This window comes from Buttiauxella agrestis ATCC 33320 (genome assembly GCF_000735355.1).
GTDB lineage: Bacteria > Pseudomonadota > Gammaproteobacteria > Enterobacterales > Enterobacteriaceae > Buttiauxella > Buttiauxella agrestis.
The window spans coordinates 64,012-80,467 of sequence record NZ_JMPI01000030.1 but is presented as its reverse complement, the minus strand read 5'-3'; the positions used below and the strand labels follow the sequence as shown (position 1 = coordinate 80,467).

Annotated in this window: 14 protein-coding genes, 2 tRNA genes and 2 pseudogenes; 6 read left to right on the top strand and 12 right to left on the bottom strand. The window is 50.8% G+C overall.

Annotated features, from left to right (window positions below):
* Window positions 1–54: 54 nt before the first annotated feature.
* The 3 genes and pseudogenes from arsC to GBAG_RS10670 all read right to left on the bottom strand — a co-directional run.
* Window positions 55–408, bottom strand: a pseudogene (arsC, locus tag GBAG_RS10680) (arsenate reductase (glutaredoxin)); the annotation flags it as partial.
* A gap of 12 nt (window positions 409–420) precedes the next feature.
* Entirely contained in the window at window positions 421–1,710 is a 1,290-nt protein-coding gene (locus GBAG_RS10675; RefSeq protein ID WP_034495817.1) for an arsenic transporter, read from the bottom strand.
* A gap of 46 nt (window positions 1,711–1,756) precedes the next feature.
* Window positions 1,757–2,077, bottom strand: a complete 321-nt coding sequence (locus GBAG_RS10670) for a metalloregulator ArsR/SmtB family transcription factor (protein ID WP_034495816.1) — start codon at window positions 2,075–2,077, stop codon at window positions 1,757–1,759.
* 86 nt (window positions 2,078–2,163) lie between these two features.
* Between GBAG_RS10670 and arsH the strand changes: the two are divergent.
* Window positions 2,164–2,868: pseudogene (gene arsH / locus GBAG_RS10665) on the top strand (arsenical resistance protein ArsH).
* Window positions 2,869–3,446: 578 nt separating this feature from the next.
* On the opposite strand, the gene GBAG_RS10660 reads toward arsH, so the two are convergent.
* From GBAG_RS10660 to ycgZ, 3 genes are all read right to left on the bottom strand, one after another.
* On the bottom strand, window positions 3,447–3,725 hold the full coding sequence (locus GBAG_RS10660) for a biofilm development regulator YmgB/AriR family protein (protein ID WP_034495815.1): 279 nt from the start codon (window positions 3,723–3,725) through the stop codon (window positions 3,447–3,449).
* Window positions 3,726–3,764: 39 nt separating this feature from the next.
* Complete coding sequence (locus tag GBAG_RS10655) at window positions 3,765–4,088, bottom strand: hypothetical protein (RefSeq protein ID WP_034495813.1); 324 nt, start codon at window positions 4,086–4,088, stop codon at window positions 3,765–3,767.
* A 171-nt stretch (window positions 4,089–4,259) separates the two neighbouring features.
* On the bottom strand, window positions 4,260–4,499 hold the full coding sequence (gene ycgZ / locus GBAG_RS10650; protein ID WP_034495812.1) for a regulatory protein YcgZ: 240 nt from the start codon (window positions 4,497–4,499) through the stop codon (window positions 4,260–4,262).
* A gap of 346 nt (window positions 4,500–4,845) precedes the next feature.
* Between ycgZ and GBAG_RS10645 the strand changes: the two genes are divergently transcribed.
* Both GBAG_RS10645 and GBAG_RS10640 read left to right on the top strand, forming a co-directional pair.
* Window positions 4,846–6,081 carry a diguanylate phosphodiesterase gene (locus tag GBAG_RS10645; RefSeq protein WP_034495811.1) on the top strand — a complete coding sequence of 412 codons (1,236 nt, stop codon included), beginning with the start codon at window positions 4,846–4,848 and terminating at the stop codon, window positions 6,079–6,081.
* A 92-nt stretch (window positions 6,082–6,173) separates the two neighbouring features.
* Window positions 6,174–6,911 carry a MerR family transcriptional regulator gene (locus GBAG_RS10640; protein ID WP_034495809.1) on the top strand — a complete coding sequence of 246 codons (738 nt, stop codon included), beginning with the start codon at window positions 6,174–6,176 and terminating at the stop codon, window positions 6,909–6,911.
* A 65-nt stretch (window positions 6,912–6,976) separates the two neighbouring features.
* Here GBAG_RS10640 and GBAG_RS10635 read toward each other — a convergent pair whose 3' ends face one another.
* Window positions 6,977–8,083, bottom strand: a complete 1,107-nt coding sequence (locus GBAG_RS10635) for an alkene reductase (protein WP_034495807.1) — start codon at window positions 8,081–8,083, stop codon at window positions 6,977–6,979.
* A gap of 102 nt (window positions 8,084–8,185) precedes the next feature.
* Between GBAG_RS10635 and GBAG_RS10630 the strand changes: the two genes are divergently transcribed.
* Both GBAG_RS10630 and GBAG_RS10625 read left to right on the top strand, forming a co-directional pair.
* On the top strand, window positions 8,186–9,097 hold the full coding sequence (locus tag GBAG_RS10630) for a LysR family transcriptional regulator (protein ID WP_034495805.1): 912 nt from the start codon (window positions 8,186–8,188) through the stop codon (window positions 9,095–9,097).
* A 102-nt stretch (window positions 9,098–9,199) separates the two neighbouring features.
* Window positions 9,200–11,164, top strand: coding sequence for a PhoX family protein (locus GBAG_RS10625; RefSeq protein WP_034495804.1), 1,965 nt, complete (start codon window positions 9,200–9,202; stop codon window positions 11,162–11,164).
* A gap of 272 nt (window positions 11,165–11,436) precedes the next feature.
* On the opposite strand, the gene GBAG_RS10620 is transcribed toward GBAG_RS10625, so the two are convergent.
* The 3 genes from GBAG_RS10620 to mdtK form a co-directional block, all read right to left on the bottom strand.
* Window positions 11,437–11,513, bottom strand: a tRNA-Val gene (locus GBAG_RS10620).
* 41 nt (window positions 11,514–11,554) lie between these two features.
* Window positions 11,555–11,631: transfer RNA gene (locus GBAG_RS10615), tRNA-Val, on the bottom strand.
* A 153-nt stretch (window positions 11,632–11,784) separates the two neighbouring features.
* A complete protein-coding gene (gene mdtK / locus GBAG_RS10610) occupies window positions 11,785–13,158 on the bottom strand; it encodes an MdtK family multidrug efflux MATE transporter (protein WP_034495803.1) in 1,374 nt (457 codons plus the stop codon).
* A gap of 227 nt (window positions 13,159–13,385) precedes the next feature.
* On the opposite strand from mdtK, the gene GBAG_RS10605 reads away from it, so the two are divergent.
* A complete protein-coding gene (locus tag GBAG_RS10605; RefSeq protein WP_034495801.1) occupies window positions 13,386–14,027 on the top strand; it encodes a riboflavin synthase in 642 nt (213 codons plus the stop codon).
* A gap of 44 nt (window positions 14,028–14,071) precedes the next feature.
* On the opposite strand, the gene GBAG_RS10600 is transcribed toward GBAG_RS10605, so the two are convergent.
* Together GBAG_RS10600 and GBAG_RS10595 are read right to left on the bottom strand one after the other, a co-directional pair.
* Window positions 14,072–14,995 (bottom strand): LacI family DNA-binding transcriptional regulator, encoded by a 924-nt coding sequence (locus GBAG_RS10600; RefSeq protein ID WP_034495800.1) that lies wholly within the window; start codon window positions 14,993–14,995, stop codon window positions 14,072–14,074.
* A 56-nt stretch (window positions 14,996–15,051) separates the two neighbouring features.
* Entirely contained in the window at window positions 15,052–16,443 is a 1,392-nt protein-coding gene (locus GBAG_RS10595) for a glycoside hydrolase family 1 protein (RefSeq protein ID WP_034495799.1), read from the bottom strand.
* Window positions 16,444–16,456: the final 13 nt, after the last annotated feature.

Sequence of the window (16,456 nt, the reverse complement as noted above, 5' to 3'; positions counted from 1 at the left end):
TCTGTATTCCCCAGAAATAAAAAAGATCGCCTGAAGAGGCGATCTTTTTTGCTAATTGGGCAAAATGTCCAGGACCGTTTCAGAAGGGCGACATAACCGGGTTGCTATGGGAGTGACAACAATCGGGCGGTTAATCAGAATCGGATGCTGCAACATGAAGTCAATGATCTGATCGTCGGTGAATGATCCTTCCGCCAGTTTTAATTGCTCATAAGGTTCTACATTTTTGCGTAGCAGCACCTGCACTGTAATGCCCATATCCGCGATCAATTTGACCAGTTCCTCGCGCGAAGGAGGTGTTTCCAGATACAAAATAACGTTAGGTTCAGCGCCCGTATTGCGAATGAACTCCAGCACGTTGCGCGAGGTTCCACAGGCCGGGTTGTGATAGATAGTGATATTGCTCATTTTAGATTCTCATTAGAGGGTGAAAGTCAGGCGCAGTGCCAGGGCGACCAGCGTGACGAAAAGGACCGGAAGAGTCATGACAATCCCCACGCGGAAGTAATATCCCCAGGTGATTTTGATATTTTTCTGCGACAGAACGTGTAGCCAAAGCAGCGTTGCCAGACTGCCAATCGGGGTGATTTTCGGCCCGAGATCGCTGCCAATAACGTTGGCATAAATCATCGCTTCTTTGATAACGCCTGTCGCCGTGCTGCCATCAATCGACAGCGCTCCAACCAGAACGGTCGGCATATTGTTCATCACCGACGAAAGGAATGCCGTCAGGAACCCGGTCCCCAGTGTCGCTATCCACAGCCCTTGTTCTGCCAGTTGATTGAGCACAGCAGAGAGAAAGTGAGTCAGTCCGGCGTTTCGTAACCCGTAGACCACCAGATACATACCGAGCGAGAAGATGACGATTTGCCACGGTGCGCCACGCAAGACTTTGCCCGTATTAATGGCATGACCTTTGCGGGCAACACCCAGCAAAATTAGCGCGCCAACAGCCGCGACCAGGCTGACGGGGACACCGAGTGGCTCCAGAGCGAAAAAACCGACCAGCAGCAGAATCAGAACCAGCCAACCGGTTTTGAAGGTATTCACATCCCGGATCGCGTCTTTTGGTTCCTTTAACAGCGAAACATCGTAAGTGGCGGGAATATCTTTGCGGAAAAACAGGTGCAGCATCACCAGCGTGGTGGCAATCGCGGCGAGGTTAACAGGCACCATCACGGCGGCGTATTCAGTGAACCCGAGCTTAAAGAAATCCGCAGAGACGATATTGACCAGGTTCGAGATGATAAGCGGCAGGCTGGCGGTATCGGCGATAAACCCCGCGGCCATCACAAACGCTAAGGTGGCTCCCTGGCTGAAACCCAGTGCCAGAAGCATCGCAATGACTATCGGCGTCAGAATCAGTGCGGCACCGTCATTGGCGAAGAGGGCCGCAACCATCGCGCCTAACAGGATTATCCAGGTAAACAGCAGCCGACCCCGTCCATTTCCCCAACGGGCAACATGCAGCGCAGCCCATTCAAAAAAGCCAGATTCATCGAGCAGTAAACTGATGATAATCACGGCGATAAAAGTGGCGGTGGCATTCCAGACTATCTGCCAGACTACCGGAATATCACTCAGGTGAACGACGCCTGTGAGTAACGCCAGACCTGCACCCAGCGCCGCACTCCAGCCAATACCCAATCCTCTGGGTTGCCAGATGACGAGAACGAGAGTGAGTAAGAAAATAGCCCCAGCCAATAGCATCAGAAACTCCCTTCATATTTGTTTTTGTGTATGTGAATTCTTGTTTTTAACATGATGTTGCTGACGCGTGGCTCAGTTTGCTACGAACAACGTCACGTTCACAATTCCAGGCCGCATCAATGATGGCTGCAGCCCAGGCAGGCATATGTGGCGACAGGCGATAATGCACCCACTTTCCTTCACGTCGATCAATAACCAGCTCCGCTTCCCGCAACAGAGCCATATGGCGGGAAATTTTAGGCTGTGACTCTTTCGTTGCGCCGCAGATATCACAAACGCACAGCTCACCGGATTCCCTGAGCAACATCACAATGGATGAACGAGTTTCATCAGCAAGTAGTTTAAAAAGCTGAACAGGCAGTAGCATTTTTAACCTCGATGTAAAATGACTATACATATGATAATTCATATGTGATAAGTTTTAAAGCACAGCTATTGAAAAGGATAATATTCATGACACATTTACCAGCCCTCGAACAGGCGCACTTTGATGATGCAATAAGCAGCAAACTTGATGCCTGCGACCGGGCGGCCCCGCGAATTCTGATCCTGTATGGGTCAGTGCGAGAGCGTTCATACAGTCGGTTTGCCGCCGAGGAAGCAGGGCGGTTACTGACAAAAATGGGGGCCGAGGTGAAAATATTTGACCCATCTGGCCTACCGTTACCCGATGACGCACCGGTTACTCACCCCAAAGTTCTCGAATTGCGGGAGCTGGTGAGGTGGTGTGACGGAATGGTCTGGAGTTCACCGGAAAGACATGGCGCGATGAGTTCCGTGATGAAGGCTCAGATTGACTGGATACCCTTAAGTGAAGGCGCTGTTCGCCCGTCCCAGGGAAAAACGCTGGCCGTGATGCAGGTCTGTGGGGGTTCGCAATCATTCAACACCGTAAATCAGATGCGAATTCTGGGACGCTGGATGCGGATGTTCACTATTCCCAATCAGTCTTCAGTCCCCAAGGCGTGGCAGGAGTTTAATGATGATGGTCGAATGAAACCTTCCGCCTAGTACGACAGAATTGTTGATGTGGCTGAAGAGCTGTTTAAAATTACGTTAATACTCAAGGGAAATGCCGATTATCTCGCAGACCGATATAGTGAAAGAAAGGAAAGCCATGAGGCACTTTCGCAACGGGTCAATCAGGCGAAAATTTAGCAGGACGTGTGGACTAAAATGACCGGGCAATTTCAGGGTAAAGATACATGGATGCGCGGACTGTAATGTAAAAAAGTAGTTTTTGGCGCCACTAACCTAAAAGAAACAAACCGCCCTTAGGCGGTTTGGATTAAACCCCAACTCAATTACCTTACTGGATCTATGACCGCTTTCGTACCCCCCGGCAGCAATCGCGATAAGCATGCTCAGGCCAGTCCAGATTGCGGCACCGGTTGCAATACCTTCCAGAGGGTCTTGTTCTTTAAGGGGATCGATAGTGCTGTCACCAATGGCGGTACCAATAATGGCCAGTAATAAACCACCATTGAAATAACCACACCGTAAGTCTTAAGAATAGTCTGCGAATGAAGTGAGGTGTTTAAATATTTCCAGTTACGCTGTTAAAATATCTGAAAAAAAAGGGGGGGATGCTGAGTGTCGCTTTTAAATAATTATATAGCTATGAATCAACACTTCACTGTTTAAGCGAAGCGTTAATTCATAGCCTGAGAAAATAAAAAATTGGCTGAAAGAAAACGAGGCTGTGAGAAAAAATAATGCGAAATTATAATCCCCTGTTAAATATCGTCCGTAGTATGGTCAACAACGATTTCCAGGGTCTTACGTACGATATCAATGGTCACGACATCGTCCGTGGATTCAATGGCCTCAATTAACCGTTGAATAATGGCTTTATTAGTAAGATGTCCATCAGTAGCAAGAATACTGCGTATTACCGCTCCGAGTAATACAGCCTCATCAGCCAGCATGTCGCCAGCATTACGGAAATATGCAGTCAGTGCAGTGTTTGGCAGAGTGGCATAAATTTCTGATTTATGAAGCGTTATCTGGGTCATTTACTTCACCATTATTAAGTTATGAGTTAATAGAGGCAGTCAGTGTTTTTTACTGCTACCAGGTACCGGACTTTCGTCAAACAACGAATATACATTGTTACTTTTCTCAATCTGGCCGTCCCTGTCCCCATCGTTTTGCGCAGGAATCAAAGCACGTCGCGAGAGGCCCAGGCGGTGGTTGCTAATATCTGCAATCACATCGGCTATCACATCACGTCGGTGATCATCTCTTTCTGTCGCTTCCATTATTTGCAGCCTTTCCACCAACGATCGGGTGCTTATGGCTCCGTTATCGTAAAGGATTGATAAAACTGCTTCTCCGATCAGCTGATCGATTAATTTCTCTCTTTTACTTCTGTTCATAACTGCGTCTCTGCTTGCCAGCGTGGTTCGTTTCCGAAACGTGGCATGAAATCAGCTTTCTCATGCAGGAGGTGAGCTGAAGGTTGCCAGGCTTTCCGATATAGCCTGAAATAATACTCCCGAAAATGTTTACTTATAAACCCGTAATTTGTGCTTGTTTACCGTTTGAACCTAACGATCAAAAAGCAGGCCAATTAAAGTGTGATAGTGGCTCTCTTCTTCCGGACCGGACGCGTGTTCAACTCGACGCAACAATTTTGTACAGATTGATTTGCGATTCAAACTGCGCCCGTCACTCAGGATTTCAACCACTATTTGCCCTAGAGTTTCTTGTTGGGAAGGCAAAGATGCCTTTGAGAAATAGCGTGTGATGGCGTTAGCCGCATCGGGAACGTAGTTGTTCTGTTGCATTAGTCACTCCTGTAAACATGCAGTCATCAGTTAATGTACAAATAAAGTTATACAAATATTAAAAAGCTGTACATAGAAAAACGTAAAGAATTGTCTTAAATTCTTATACATTAAATGCTATATGTTTAATTTCAGTTGCTTAGACTGCTAATTTTTTATGGAGTTAAAAAAATCATGTACAGATATAGTGTTTTTTGCACATAGTCACGACGAGAAATCTGTTTGCATGGCTGTACGTATGTTCATTTTTTGTTAATAAGTTATTAATATTAATGTATTTTTAATGTGGGATTTGGTTATTCATCTGCTACTGTAAACACTTAAATCGCCTCTAATTGGACACTGAATGCTCACAACCATCATTTACCGCAGTCATATCTGTAAGAACGTACCCTTTACCTCGGTCATGGATATGGTTGCCGTCGCCAATGTTAAAAATGCACAGGCCGATGTGACAGGCATACTGCTGTTTAACGGCACACACTTCTTTCAGCTGATTGAAGGCCCGGAAGCGAGTGTTTTAAACGTCTACCAGCATATTTGTCAGGACGCGCGTCACCACAACATCGTGGAGCTGCTGTGTGACTACGCTCCGGCGCGACGGTTTGGCAAAGCCGGTATGGAACTCTTTGATTTAAGAGAATATGAAGGGCATGAAGTCCTGCAAGCGGTGCTCGATAAAGGGACAACCAAGTATCAGCTTATTTATAACGATCGGGCGCTTAAGTTTTTGCGTACCTTCGTTGAGTCGACTGAAAAAGAAAACTATTTTGAAATTCCGCCAGCGGACTCCTGGGTCTTTGTTACGGGCGCCAAAAAACTCAGCCACACGAGCGTTCATACAGGGGCAGTGGTTCCTGAAAACGCCGCAGATTGTAGCTTTGCATTCCAGCCAATGGTCGACCCATTTGCCCAGAAAATTTTGTCTACTGAAGCTTTGTTACGCACTCCCGGCGGCGATTCTCCGGCCAGCTATTTTGCCGGGCTTAGCGGTAACGCGCTTTACGAAGCCGACCTGAATAGCAAAAAAGTGGCCTTTGCGATGGCGAGGGCGCTCAACCTTGGCGAGCACTCTGTTTCGGTTAACCTGTTCCCCATGACGCTGGTGATGGTTCCCGACGCAGTTGATTTTTTGCTAAGGGAGATTCAGCTAAATGGACTGGTCCCGGAACAGGTAACGGTAGAGTTCACTGAAAGCGAGGTGATTTCGCGCATTGATGAATTCACCGGTGCCATCAGGCAACTGAAAGGCGCGGGCATTAGCGTCGCAATAGACCATTTTGGGGCGGGTTTTGGCGGTCTTTTGTTACTGGCTCAATTTCAGCCAGACAGAATTAAAATCAACAGCGAACTGATTAAGAATGTTCATAAAAGTGGCCCACGTCAGGCCATTATTCAGGCGATTATTAAGTGCTGTGCTTCGCTGGAAATCTCCATTTCAGCGGTGGGAGTGGAGAAGGTCGAGGAGTGGATGTGGCTGGAATCCGCTGGAATTACGCAGTTCCAGGGGAACTTATTTGCCAGCGCTTGTCTGAACGGAATATCCGCCGTGGCCTGGCCTGAAAGGAAAGCAGATCTCTGAATCAGGTTGTACAATGAAAAAAATAAGTTGTACAACCCGCACGGAGTCGTTAGTTTCGACAGGGAAGTGTCAAGTTCACAACGAGGGAATGAATGACCTTATACAGTATCGGTGAAGTTGCCGAACGATGTGCAATCAACCCCGTCACGCTGCGCGCGTGGCAGCGTCGCTACGGTCTCCTCAAACCGCAGAGGAGCGAGGGCGGGCATCGGCAGTTTGATGACGAAGATATCCTGCGTATCGAAGAGATTAAACGCCTGATTAAGAGCGGCGTGTCCGTAGGCAAGGTGAAAGCTTTGCTTGAAGCAAACCAGACTACGGCTCATGACCATGATGCCTGGCGGTTACAGCAAGAAGAGGTGATGACCGTTTTGCGTTTTGTCCAACCGGCAAAACTGCGTGCAAAAATCGCGTCCATGGGGCGTGAAATCCCGGTTGATACCCTGATTGACCATGTTTTCATCCCGGTTCGTCAATGCCTTAGCCTCGATAAATATACCTCCAGAGCAATGATAAGCCTGCTTGATGGGTTGCTGATTGACTATGTTGTCCAGCGCCTTGCTGAATCACGCAATACTGAAGGTCAAGACACCTTAATGATTGGCTGGGAAAGCGATGACCGCACCCGCCTGTGGCTCGAGGCCTGGCGTCTGTCACAACATGGCTGGCGTCCTGATGTGCTGGCCGATCCGCTAGATTCACCTCGTCCGGAATTATTCCCTGGCCAACATGTTTTTGTCTGGACAGGAAAGGCATTAACTCTGCGCCAACAAGAACAACTGGAACACTGGCAAAAACAAGGATTTGCCATCAAATTTCACGCGGGTTAAGGATGACCTGGCTGACTCCTCATCTTGAAATAGTTGAGAGCGCCATCCTTAACCTCCGTTTCGTCTCAGACCTCAGCCGCCAGCAAGGGATAATCGGTATAACCGACTTCGGTGCCACCAAATAGGGTTGCCGGATTGCCAATACCTGCCAGAGGAAGATTGCCTTTCAGGCGACGCGGGAAATCTGGGTTGGCGATAAACGGACGACCAAAAGCCACCAGATCCACCATTCCTGCAGCCAGCAGTTTGTCGGCTTTTTCACGCGTGTAATTGCCCGCGACAATGATCGCCCTGCTGAACGTCGCCCGCAGAGTTTCTCTGAACTCATATGGCACCTGCGGCGCATCATCCCAGTCTGCTTCGGCAAGGTGAATAAAGGCAATGCCTTTGGTTTCACACCAGGCGGCCAGGGCCAGAATGGCTTCACTGGTCTGCGAGTCGTCCATCCCACGCTGGGTAATAAACGGTGCAAGGCGAATGCCGGTGCGGTCTGCGCCAATGGCATCGCTGATGGCTTCCAACACTTCCTGCGCAAAACGCACCCGGTTTGCCAGACTGCCGCCGTATTCATCGGTACGCTTATTCGAGGTGCGTCGCAAAAACTGGTCAATCAGATAACCGTTTCCACCGTGGATTTCCACACCGTCAAACCCGGCAGCCATGGCATTAATGGCCGCCTGACGGTAATCCGCAATCACCTGTTGAATATCATCATTAGTCAGTTCACGTGGCACCGGGCAGGCGACCATTTCTCCGACGCCATTGCTGTTCACCACCCACACCTGCGCGTCTGGCGACAACGCGGAAGGGGCAACAGGCTTGCCGTCGGGATGAAAACTTTCGTGAGACATGCGCCCCACGTGCCACAACTGAGAGAATATTTTGCCATCGACTTTATGGACGGCGTCCGTCACCAGCCGCCAACCCGCAACCTGTTCCGCAGAATGAATACCCGGCGTCCAGGAATACCCCTGACCCTGGGGAGAAATTTGCGTGGCTTCGGTGATGATAAGCCCAGCTCCGGCTCGCTGCTGGTAATACTCTGCCATCAACGCCGTGGGGATATTGCCCGGTTGTGCGGCGCGGGCGCGGGTCATGGGGGCCATCACGATTCGGCTTTTCAGTTCGACAGCGCCAACTTGCGTGTTCTCAAACAGGGTACGTTGCTTCATGTTTTATTCTCCAGGGAGGTCAGTTATGGCTTGACTTTACGCCCTGCGAATCGCTTTGATAATGGCAGCGAAAACTGATTCTCTATTCAGGAAAACAAAATAATGGGCAAACTCGAAGATATTACGTTGCTGGTGGAAGTGGTTGAGGCGGGTGGGCTGGCTGCCGCCGGACGCAGGATGAACCTTTCTCCTGCCACCATGACGGCCAGGCTGAAAGCGCTGGAGGAGCGATATCAGACCCGGTTTTTTAACCGCTCCACGCGCGCCATCGCCCTGACTCGAGCCGGGGAGGAGTTTTATCACGCCGCGCTGCGCGTGCTGGAAGAAATGGCGCAGGCCGAATCGAAACTGACGCAAAAAGAGGGTGTGCTTAGCGGCAGCCTGCGGATCTCAGCATCGTCAGATTTTGGCCGCCAGTATCTGTCGCCCGCGTTACTCGATTTTTCCCGTCTCCACCCTGAAGTCAGAAGCTCGGTGTATCTGAGCGAGAATGTGGTGGATTTGATTGCCAACCGCCTGGACATGAGCGTGCGTTTCGGCAACCTTCCGGACAGCAATCTGGTAACTAAATTTATTCGCCCCAACCACCGTGTGCTCGTGGCGGCGAAAAGCTACCTTGAAACACACGGCATTCCCCAGCATCCCGATGAGCTGCACGCGCATCGCTGCCTGGTGATGGAGCAACGCGGCACGCTGATGAACGAGTGGCGCTTTGAAGAAAAGGGCGAATCAGCCGTGGTTCGGGTCACGCCAGCGATGGTGTGTGATGACGGCGCACTACTGCGCCAGTGGGTGCTGGCAGGGGCGGGTATCGCCAGTAAATCGTGGTGGGACATTAAGCGCGATGTGGAGCAGGGGCGGCTGGCGGTTCTGTTTGCGGAGTGTTTTATCGGTTTCAGCCGCCATGACAAAAAACAGGTCGGCCTCCAGTTTGTCTACCCGCAACGGCGTTTCCAGCCTTTGCAGGTGACCGCTTTCAGCGAGTTTTTCATTAACTGGCTGGATAATGAATAACGTGGCCATGATGGATGTAATTCTGGCGTCTGTTGTTATAAATCTGTAACAAATCCTTCTTACACTGCTCACTTCTGATAACAATATCGAAAGGAAGCCATGATGAGCAGACCTCTTAAGCCGCTGTTTAAACAAGAACACAGCAACGAAATCAGTAATTGCAGCGCTAACCCCGTTTTCTCAGATGTTGCCAGTGCTTTTGTCAGCCGCCGCCGCTTCCTGCAACTGGGTATGCTCGCCGGCACGGCGGTGACATTCCCGGCACTGCTGAAATCGCCTGCCGCATGGGCGGTCGAGACTGCCATGGTGCGGCCTTCATCACTCGGTTTTACCAGTATCGGCGTTTCGACCGACGACACCGTTCGCGTGCCTGAAGGCTACGTGGCGCGACCGTTTTACCGCTGGGGCGATGCGGTGGGTTTAAAAGGCAATCTGCCGGAATTTAAAACCGATGGCAGCAACACCACTGATGAGCAGGCAGCTCAGGCGGGAATGCACCATGACGGGATGGCGTGGTTTGGTCTGCCGCAGGGCAGTGATGACCCGCATCACGGGTTGTTGGCGATGAACCATGAATACATCGACAACGGTTTGCTGTTTAAAGATGGTGTGGCGAACTGGAGCCTGGATAAAGTCCGCAAAGGGCAGAATGCGATGGGGGTTTCGGTTATCGAGGTGAAAAAAGAGGGGGGGAACTGGGCAGTGGTTCGCCCCTCTGAGTTTGCACGTCGCATCACCGTGAACACTCCAATGACTTTAACCGGGCCTGCGAAACATCATGCCCTGATGCAAACCGCTGCCGACCCGCAGGGTGAAACGGTGCTGGGCACCATGCAAAATTGCGCCAACGGGCATACACCGTGGGGAACTTATCTGACGTGTGAAGAGAACTGGTCGGATATTTTCGTTAAGAAAGCCGCGCCGAATGCACTCGAAAAACGCTATGGCATTAGCGACAGCGATGACTCCTACCGCTGGAGTGAAGTTGACCCGCGTTTTAACGTGGACGCCACACCGAATGAACCCAACCGCTTCGGCTGGGTGGTGGAAATCGACCCGTATAATCCGGCATCAACTCCGCGTAAACATACCGCGCTCGGGCGTTTTAAGCATGAAGGTGCGGCGGTGACGCTGGCTGCGGATAACCGTGCTGTTGCCTATATGGGCGATGACCAGAAATTCGAGTACATCTATAAATTTGTTTCCACAGGCATTTACGATGCCAGCAATCGCGAATCGGCAATGGACCTACTTTCTGAAGGTACGCTGTATGTGGCGAAATTTAATGACGATGGCAGCGGTGTCTGGTTGCCGCTGGTTTATGGGCAATCAGGACTTGATCACAGTAACGGTTTTGCAAGCCAGGGCGAGTTGCTGATCAAAACCCGTCTTGCCGCCGATGTGGTTGGCGCAACGAAAATGGACCGACCGGAGTGGATTGCGGTCGATACCCATACCGCGGGGAGCGTGTACTGTACGTTGACCAATAACAGCGATCGCGGCAAAGAAGGCAAAGCCCCGGTAGATGCCGCTAACCCACGTGCTAACAATGTTTACGGGCACATCATGCACTGGAGCGAGGAGAACAGCGACCCGGCATCAACTACCTTTAAGTGGGACATTCTGGTGTTGGGCGGCAAACCCGATAGCGCGGATGAAAAAACCAAAGGCTCAATGACCGGGGCTGAATTTGGAAGTGCGGATGGTTTGTCGTTTGACCATCGCGGCGTGTTATGGATTCAGACGGATGTCTCGTCCAGCACCATCAACAAAAAAGCCTACGAGGGCATGGGCAATAACCAGATGCTCGCCACCGTACCTGGCTCCAATGAATATCGCCGTTTCCTCACCGGCCCGCGCGGCTGCGAGATAACCGGCATCGCCTTTACCCCAGACAACCGCACACTGTTTATTAATATCCAGCACCCCGGCGAACCTGGCGATGATATCAGCGACCCGGCGAATCCTACTGCCGTTTCAACCTGGCCTGATGGCGATAAAACTAGTCGTCCGCGTTCTTCCACGGTGGTGATTGTGAAAGCAGATGGCGGAGTCATCGGCAGCTAATCAGTAACGGCCTCTGTGAAGAGGCCGTAGTCATCCCCCTCCAGCAGATTTGTTTATTCATACAAACAAAATAATCCATTCTATTTGTTGCAGCCGGGTTATTAACCACGATGGTGCACTCCCTGAATATCACCGACGGTCAGGCGGGAAATGTCATCAAGGAAATCAAAAACTGAAAATGTCTGGGGCAAAAAATGGGGGACAAAGCTGTTTGTGATGTGTAGATGATTTTTTATAACAGAGGAGTTGAACAAAGAGAGATTTTTCAAGAATGGTGCGTCCGAGTGGACTCGAACCACCGACCCCCACCATGTCAAGGTGGTGCTCTAACCAACTGAGCTACGGACGCACTGTTTGTTGCGGTACTGCTGATTGCGGTAAAACGTTAAATGGTGCGTCCGAGTGGACTCGAACCACCGACCCCTACCATGTCAAGGTAGTGCTCTAACCAACTGAGCTACGGACGCACTGTGTTGTCTGTGACAACGGGGACGAATATTAGCGGCAGCACCCGAGCCTTGCAAGCGGTAAACAGCAAATTTCTTCCATATTTCACTCGTTTGCTGCGCATCTGCGCAACTCGGTGTAAAAATAGCCGCCAAAAAGGCGGCCATGAACATTTACCGTGCAGCGCGTTGCAAAATCGTGATTGAAGGCTGGCGCTGTAACCAACGCATCCGCAGCATCATCATGACGGCCGCAGACGTCAGGCCGATGATAAATCCAATCCAGAAACCTGCCGGGCCCATCGGTTCAACCACCCAGTCCGTCAGCGCCAGAATGTAACCGCTTGGCAATCCCAACACCCAGTAGGCGATAAACGTGATAAAGAAAATCGAGCGCGTATCTTTATAGCCACGCAGCACGCCGCTGCCGATCACCTGCACAGAATCAGAAAGCTGATACACCGCCGCCAGTAGCATCAAGTGCGCCGCCAGCGCGACAACTTCAGGATTGCTGTTGTAGAGCAGGGCGATGTGTTCGCGCATCACTACCGTGAAAATCGCAGTCAGCATCGCCATACACATCCCTACGCAAATGCCGGTCCAGGCCGCCGTTTGCGCGTCGAGTGTTGAACCCTGGCCCAGACGGAAGCCTACGCGTATCGTGACCGCCGCGGAAAGGGACATCGGCAGAACAAACATCAGCGAGCTGAAGTTAAGGGCAATCTGGTGCCCAGCCACATCGATAATCCCCAGAGGCGCAACCAGTAGAGCGACCACGGCGAACAGCGTCACTTCAAAGAACAGCGCCAGCGCAATCGGCAGCCCTAGTTGGGTTAAGCGATACATCACTTTCCAGTCGGGCTTGATGAAGCCTTTTGGTAGTTTCAAATCGCGCATCGAACGGGATTTCTTCACATAGGAAATCATGCTGAAGAACATCACCCAATATACGGCAGCCGTTGCAACACCGCAGCCTACGCCGCCGAGCTCTGGCATGCCAAGGTGACCGTAAATAAAGATGTAGTTAACTGGAATGTTGACCAGTAAACCGATAAAACCCATCACCATGCCGGGTTTGGTTTTCGCCAGGCCTTCACACTGGTTACGCGCCACCTGGAAGAATAAATACCCCGGGACGCCCCACAGCAATGCACGCAAGTAGCCAACGGCTTTATCGGCCAGTTGTGGGTCGATATTTTTCATAGCATGGATGATATAGCCCGCGTTCCACAGCACAATCATGATGAGCGCCGAGACAATGCCAGCCAGCCAGAAGCCCTGGCGAATCTGGTGCGCGATACGCTCACGGCGACCAGATCCGTTGAGTTGCGCCACGGTAGGCGTCAGCGCCATTAACAAACCATGGCCGAACAGAATGGCGGGTAGCCAGATGGAGGTACCGATTGCCACAGCGGCCATATCGGTTGCGCTGTAGCCACCGGCCATCACGGTATCGACAAAGCCCATCGAGGTTTGTGCGATTTGCGCGAGGATGACAGGTATCGCCAGCGCGAGCAGCTGGCGGGCTTCAACTATGTACTTCTGCATTTTTAACACCTGATTATTATTAGTTATTAGAAAGACAACAAGACCGCCAGAAATGGCAGAAAAATAGGAATTGCAGGGGAATTAGCCTGACTATTGTAGCGGCAGAAAACGAATACGCCAGCCAAATAATGGTGGGGTAGTGCGGATAGCTGGCAAGCTGTTTTTCCAACTGTTAAAGTGCTGCATTACGAATTATCAGCAGCCGAATAATTACCAGGAGTTTGACGATGTTTACAGGTATTGTGCAGGGTACTGCGACCCTGGTCTCCATTGATGAGAAACCCAATTTCCGTACCCACGTAATTGAAATGCCAGATGAGATGTTACCTGGCCTTGAAACAGGTGCGTCGGTGGCACACAACGGCTGTTGCCTGACCGTCACTGAAATCAATGGCAACCACGTCAGCTTTGATTTAATGAAAGAGACGCTGCGTATTACCAATCTCGGCGAGTTAGTTGTGGGTGATAGTGTTAACGTCGAACGCGCGGCTAAATTTAATGATGAAATCGGCGGGCATCTTATGTCCGGTCATATTATGACGACCGCTGAAGTAGCAAAGATTCTGACCTCAGAAAATAACCGCCAGATCTGGTTTAAAATGCGCGATAAAACCTTGATGAAATATATTCTGCATAAAGGATATATCGGCATTGATGGTATTAGCCTGACGGTCGGTGAAGTCACGGCTTCGCGTTTCTGCGTACATTTAATTCCGGAAACGCTTGAGCGCACTACACTTGGCAGTAAAAAACTGGGGAATCGTATTAATATCGAAATCGACCCGCAAACCCAGGCGATAGTAGACACCGTTGAGCGCGTGCTTGCGCAGCGTGAAGCGACACTGGATGCGTTGCTACCGAAGGCGTGATTGCAGGGTTTTGTCGGATGCCGTTTACGCGACATCCGACTTTCTTATGCAATCAACAAACTTCCGCGCACCAAATCACTGGTATGCCGATCCCCAAGCAATAATTCCACCGCCCGACGCGCAATACTTTCCAGGGGATATTTAATCGCTGGAATGGCGTTTGCTCCCGGCATTCGGGTTGAACCATCAAGACTGAATACCATCACTTGTTCAGGCACGTGTAACTGGTACTGATTGAGCATCATCATGGCTTCCTGCGCCTGAGTGTCATCGGTCACTAGCAATGCGGAAAACTTCACACCGCGATTGATCAGCCGTTGCAGCGCGATACGCACCGAGGATTCATCCTCAATCACCAACTGCCGGTTAAAAGGCACCACGTGGTTGTGCAGCGCCTGGTGATAACCCTCAAGGGTTTGGGCTGCCGCTTCACCGCTGGCAAAGTTTATCAGGGCGATTTGCCGCCGTTTCTGGTTACACAAATAGTGCACGGCGGTTTCAGCCGCGAAAACGTGATCGCATTGAATACTCAGCGCATTCGAACCGCTCAGGCAATCAATCAGCATAATATCGTCGTCGAGGGGAGGGAGTGAGAAACGCGCCCCCACAACCAGCAACGCATCGCATAACCCGTTTGAAAGTTCCTGAGCGGCCTGCGCCACGCTGTCGTGGTCATTGGCGAAGCGTAACAGCAGGTGTTTATGATGCTGGTTAAGCTGTTTCTCCAGCGCTTGCAGGTAGCCTGTGGACTGCTGAATATGCTCGGTGGCACAGATTACGCCAATGCAATTGGTTGATTGGGAACTCAAAGATTGAGCAATCGCATTGGGCTTGTAGTTAAGTATTTCTGCCGCGCGCAAAACGGCCTGGCGACTCTCTTCTTTCACGCCGCGACTGCCGCTTAAAACACGCGAAACGGTGGCTTTAGAAACCTGTGCAAGGCGTGCTACATCATTAATATTCGACATGGTGTGAGTTTCCCGCTTCTCAGCCAGAAACGGGCCTTGCGGCCCGAATGCTGAGATTACGTACGATCGTTAAAGCCATTTTCTGCGGAAGTTGCTTTGTACCACTCACCGCTTTTCTTGATAGTGCGTTGCTGAGTCTCAAGATTTAACGAGACAAAGCCATAACGGTTTTTGTATGCATTGCACCAGGACCAGTTATCAATAAACGTCCACATGTGATAACCCAGGCAATTACTGCCTTCACTAATGCCTTTATGCAGCCATTTCAGGTGGTCGCGCACGAAATCAATGCGGTAGTCATCCTGAATCTGGCCGTTCTCGTCGAAACGCTGTTCGTTTTCAACGCCCATGCCGTTCTCAGAAATATAGCAATTTGGGTTGCCATAATTTTCACGCAGGTTGGTGAGAATATCGTAAATCCCTTGCTCGTAAATTTCCCAGCCACGATACGGGTTCATTTTGCGGCCCGGCATTTCGTAGGCTTCAAAGAACCATTCCGGCATAAACGGGCTGTCCGGGTTAACCAGCGAGTCGCGGCACTTGATGCGGCGCGGCTGGTAGTAGTTGATACCCAGTAAATCGACGACACCCGCTGCAAGCAGCTCTTTGTCACCCGCCTGGCACTCAGGCAGTTGACCATGTTCTTTCAGCAGTGCAACCAGTTCTTGCGGATATTCACCACGCAAAGCTGGGTCGAGGAAGCTGCGGTTGAACATCAGGTCAGCGATGTTTGCCGCTTTCACATCCGCAGGGTTTTGCGAACGCGGATAAGAAGGGGTGAGGTTGAGGATAATACCAATTTCGCCGCCGTCGTTACGCTGGTGGTAAGCCTTTACCGCCAGGGAGTGGGCAATCATGGTGTGGTAGGCGACGGTTGCCGCACGTTTGAAATCCACCACGTTCGGGTAATGGAAATCATACAGATAGCCGCCTTCAACAGGCACTACCGGCTCGTTGAAAGTGAACCAATGCTTCACGCGGTCGCCAAACAGCTCGAAACAAACGTTCGCAAATTCCGCGTAGGCCGTGACAACGTCACGATTTTCCCAGCCACCTTGCTGCTGCATAACCATCGGCATATCAAAGTGGAACAGGTTGATAAACGGCTTAATGCCCTGCGCCACCAGTTCGTCGATAACCTGATTGTAGAAGGTGACGGCTTCCTGGTTAACCGCGCCACGGCCTTCAGGAATCAGACGTGCCCAGGAAATCGAGGTGCGGAAGGTGTTGTGATTCAGCTCTTTGAGCAGGGCGATATCTTGCTTCCAGTTTTTGTAGAATGTGGAAGTCTCTGCTGGGCCCACACCGTTGTGGAAGCGGGTGGGTTGTTCCTTATACCATTGATCCCAGATAGTGGCGGACTTGCCAAAAGAGAGGGTTTCGCCTTCGGTTTGTGGCGCTGAACTTGCGCTGCCCCACCAGAAATTTTCAGGAAATACGTATTTCATTACAGTTCCTCTT

What these genes read in the sequence shown, in the direction of transcription:
- GBAG_RS10675 (WP_034495817.1), bottom strand. Translation starts at nt 1,710, where the DNA reads ATGCTATTGGCTGGGGCTATTTTCTTACTCACTCTCGTTCTCGTCATC.
- GBAG_RS10670 (WP_034495816.1), bottom strand. Translation starts at nt 2,077, where the DNA reads ATGCTACTGCCTGTTCAGCTTTTTAAACTACTTGCTGATGAAACTCGT.
- GBAG_RS10660 (WP_034495815.1), bottom strand. Translation starts at nt 3,725, where the DNA reads ATGACCCAGATAACGCTTCATAAATCAGAAATTTATGCCACTCTGCCA.
- GBAG_RS10655 (WP_034495813.1), bottom strand. Translation starts at nt 4,088, where the DNA reads ATGAACAGAAGTAAAAGAGAGAAATTAATCGATCAGCTGATCGGAGAA.
- ycgZ (WP_034495812.1), bottom strand. Translation starts at nt 4,499, where the DNA reads ATGCAACAGAACAACTACGTTCCCGATGCGGCTAACGCCATCACACGC.
- GBAG_RS10645 (WP_034495811.1), top strand. Translation starts at nt 4,846, where the DNA reads ATGCTCACAACCATCATTTACCGCAGTCATATCTGTAAGAACGTACCC.
- GBAG_RS10640 (WP_034495809.1), top strand. Translation starts at nt 6,174, where the DNA reads ATGACCTTATACAGTATCGGTGAAGTTGCCGAACGATGTGCAATCAAC.
- GBAG_RS10635 (WP_034495807.1), bottom strand. Translation starts at nt 8,083, where the DNA reads ATGAAGCAACGTACCCTGTTTGAGAACACGCAAGTTGGCGCTGTCGAA.
- GBAG_RS10630 (WP_034495805.1), top strand. Translation starts at nt 8,186, where the DNA reads ATGGGCAAACTCGAAGATATTACGTTGCTGGTGGAAGTGGTTGAGGCG.
- GBAG_RS10625 (WP_034495804.1), top strand. Translation starts at nt 9,200, where the DNA reads ATGAGCAGACCTCTTAAGCCGCTGTTTAAACAAGAACACAGCAACGAA.
- mdtK (WP_034495803.1), bottom strand. Translation starts at nt 13,158, where the DNA reads ATGCAGAAGTACATAGTTGAAGCCCGCCAGCTGCTCGCGCTGGCGATA.
- GBAG_RS10605 (WP_034495801.1), top strand. Translation starts at nt 13,386, where the DNA reads ATGTTTACAGGTATTGTGCAGGGTACTGCGACCCTGGTCTCCATTGAT.
- GBAG_RS10600 (WP_034495800.1), bottom strand. Translation starts at nt 14,995, where the DNA reads ATGTCGAATATTAATGATGTAGCACGCCTTGCACAGGTTTCTAAAGCC.
- GBAG_RS10595 (WP_034495799.1), bottom strand. Translation starts at nt 16,443, where the DNA reads ATGAAATACGTATTTCCTGAAAATTTCTGGTGGGGCAGCGCAAGTTCA.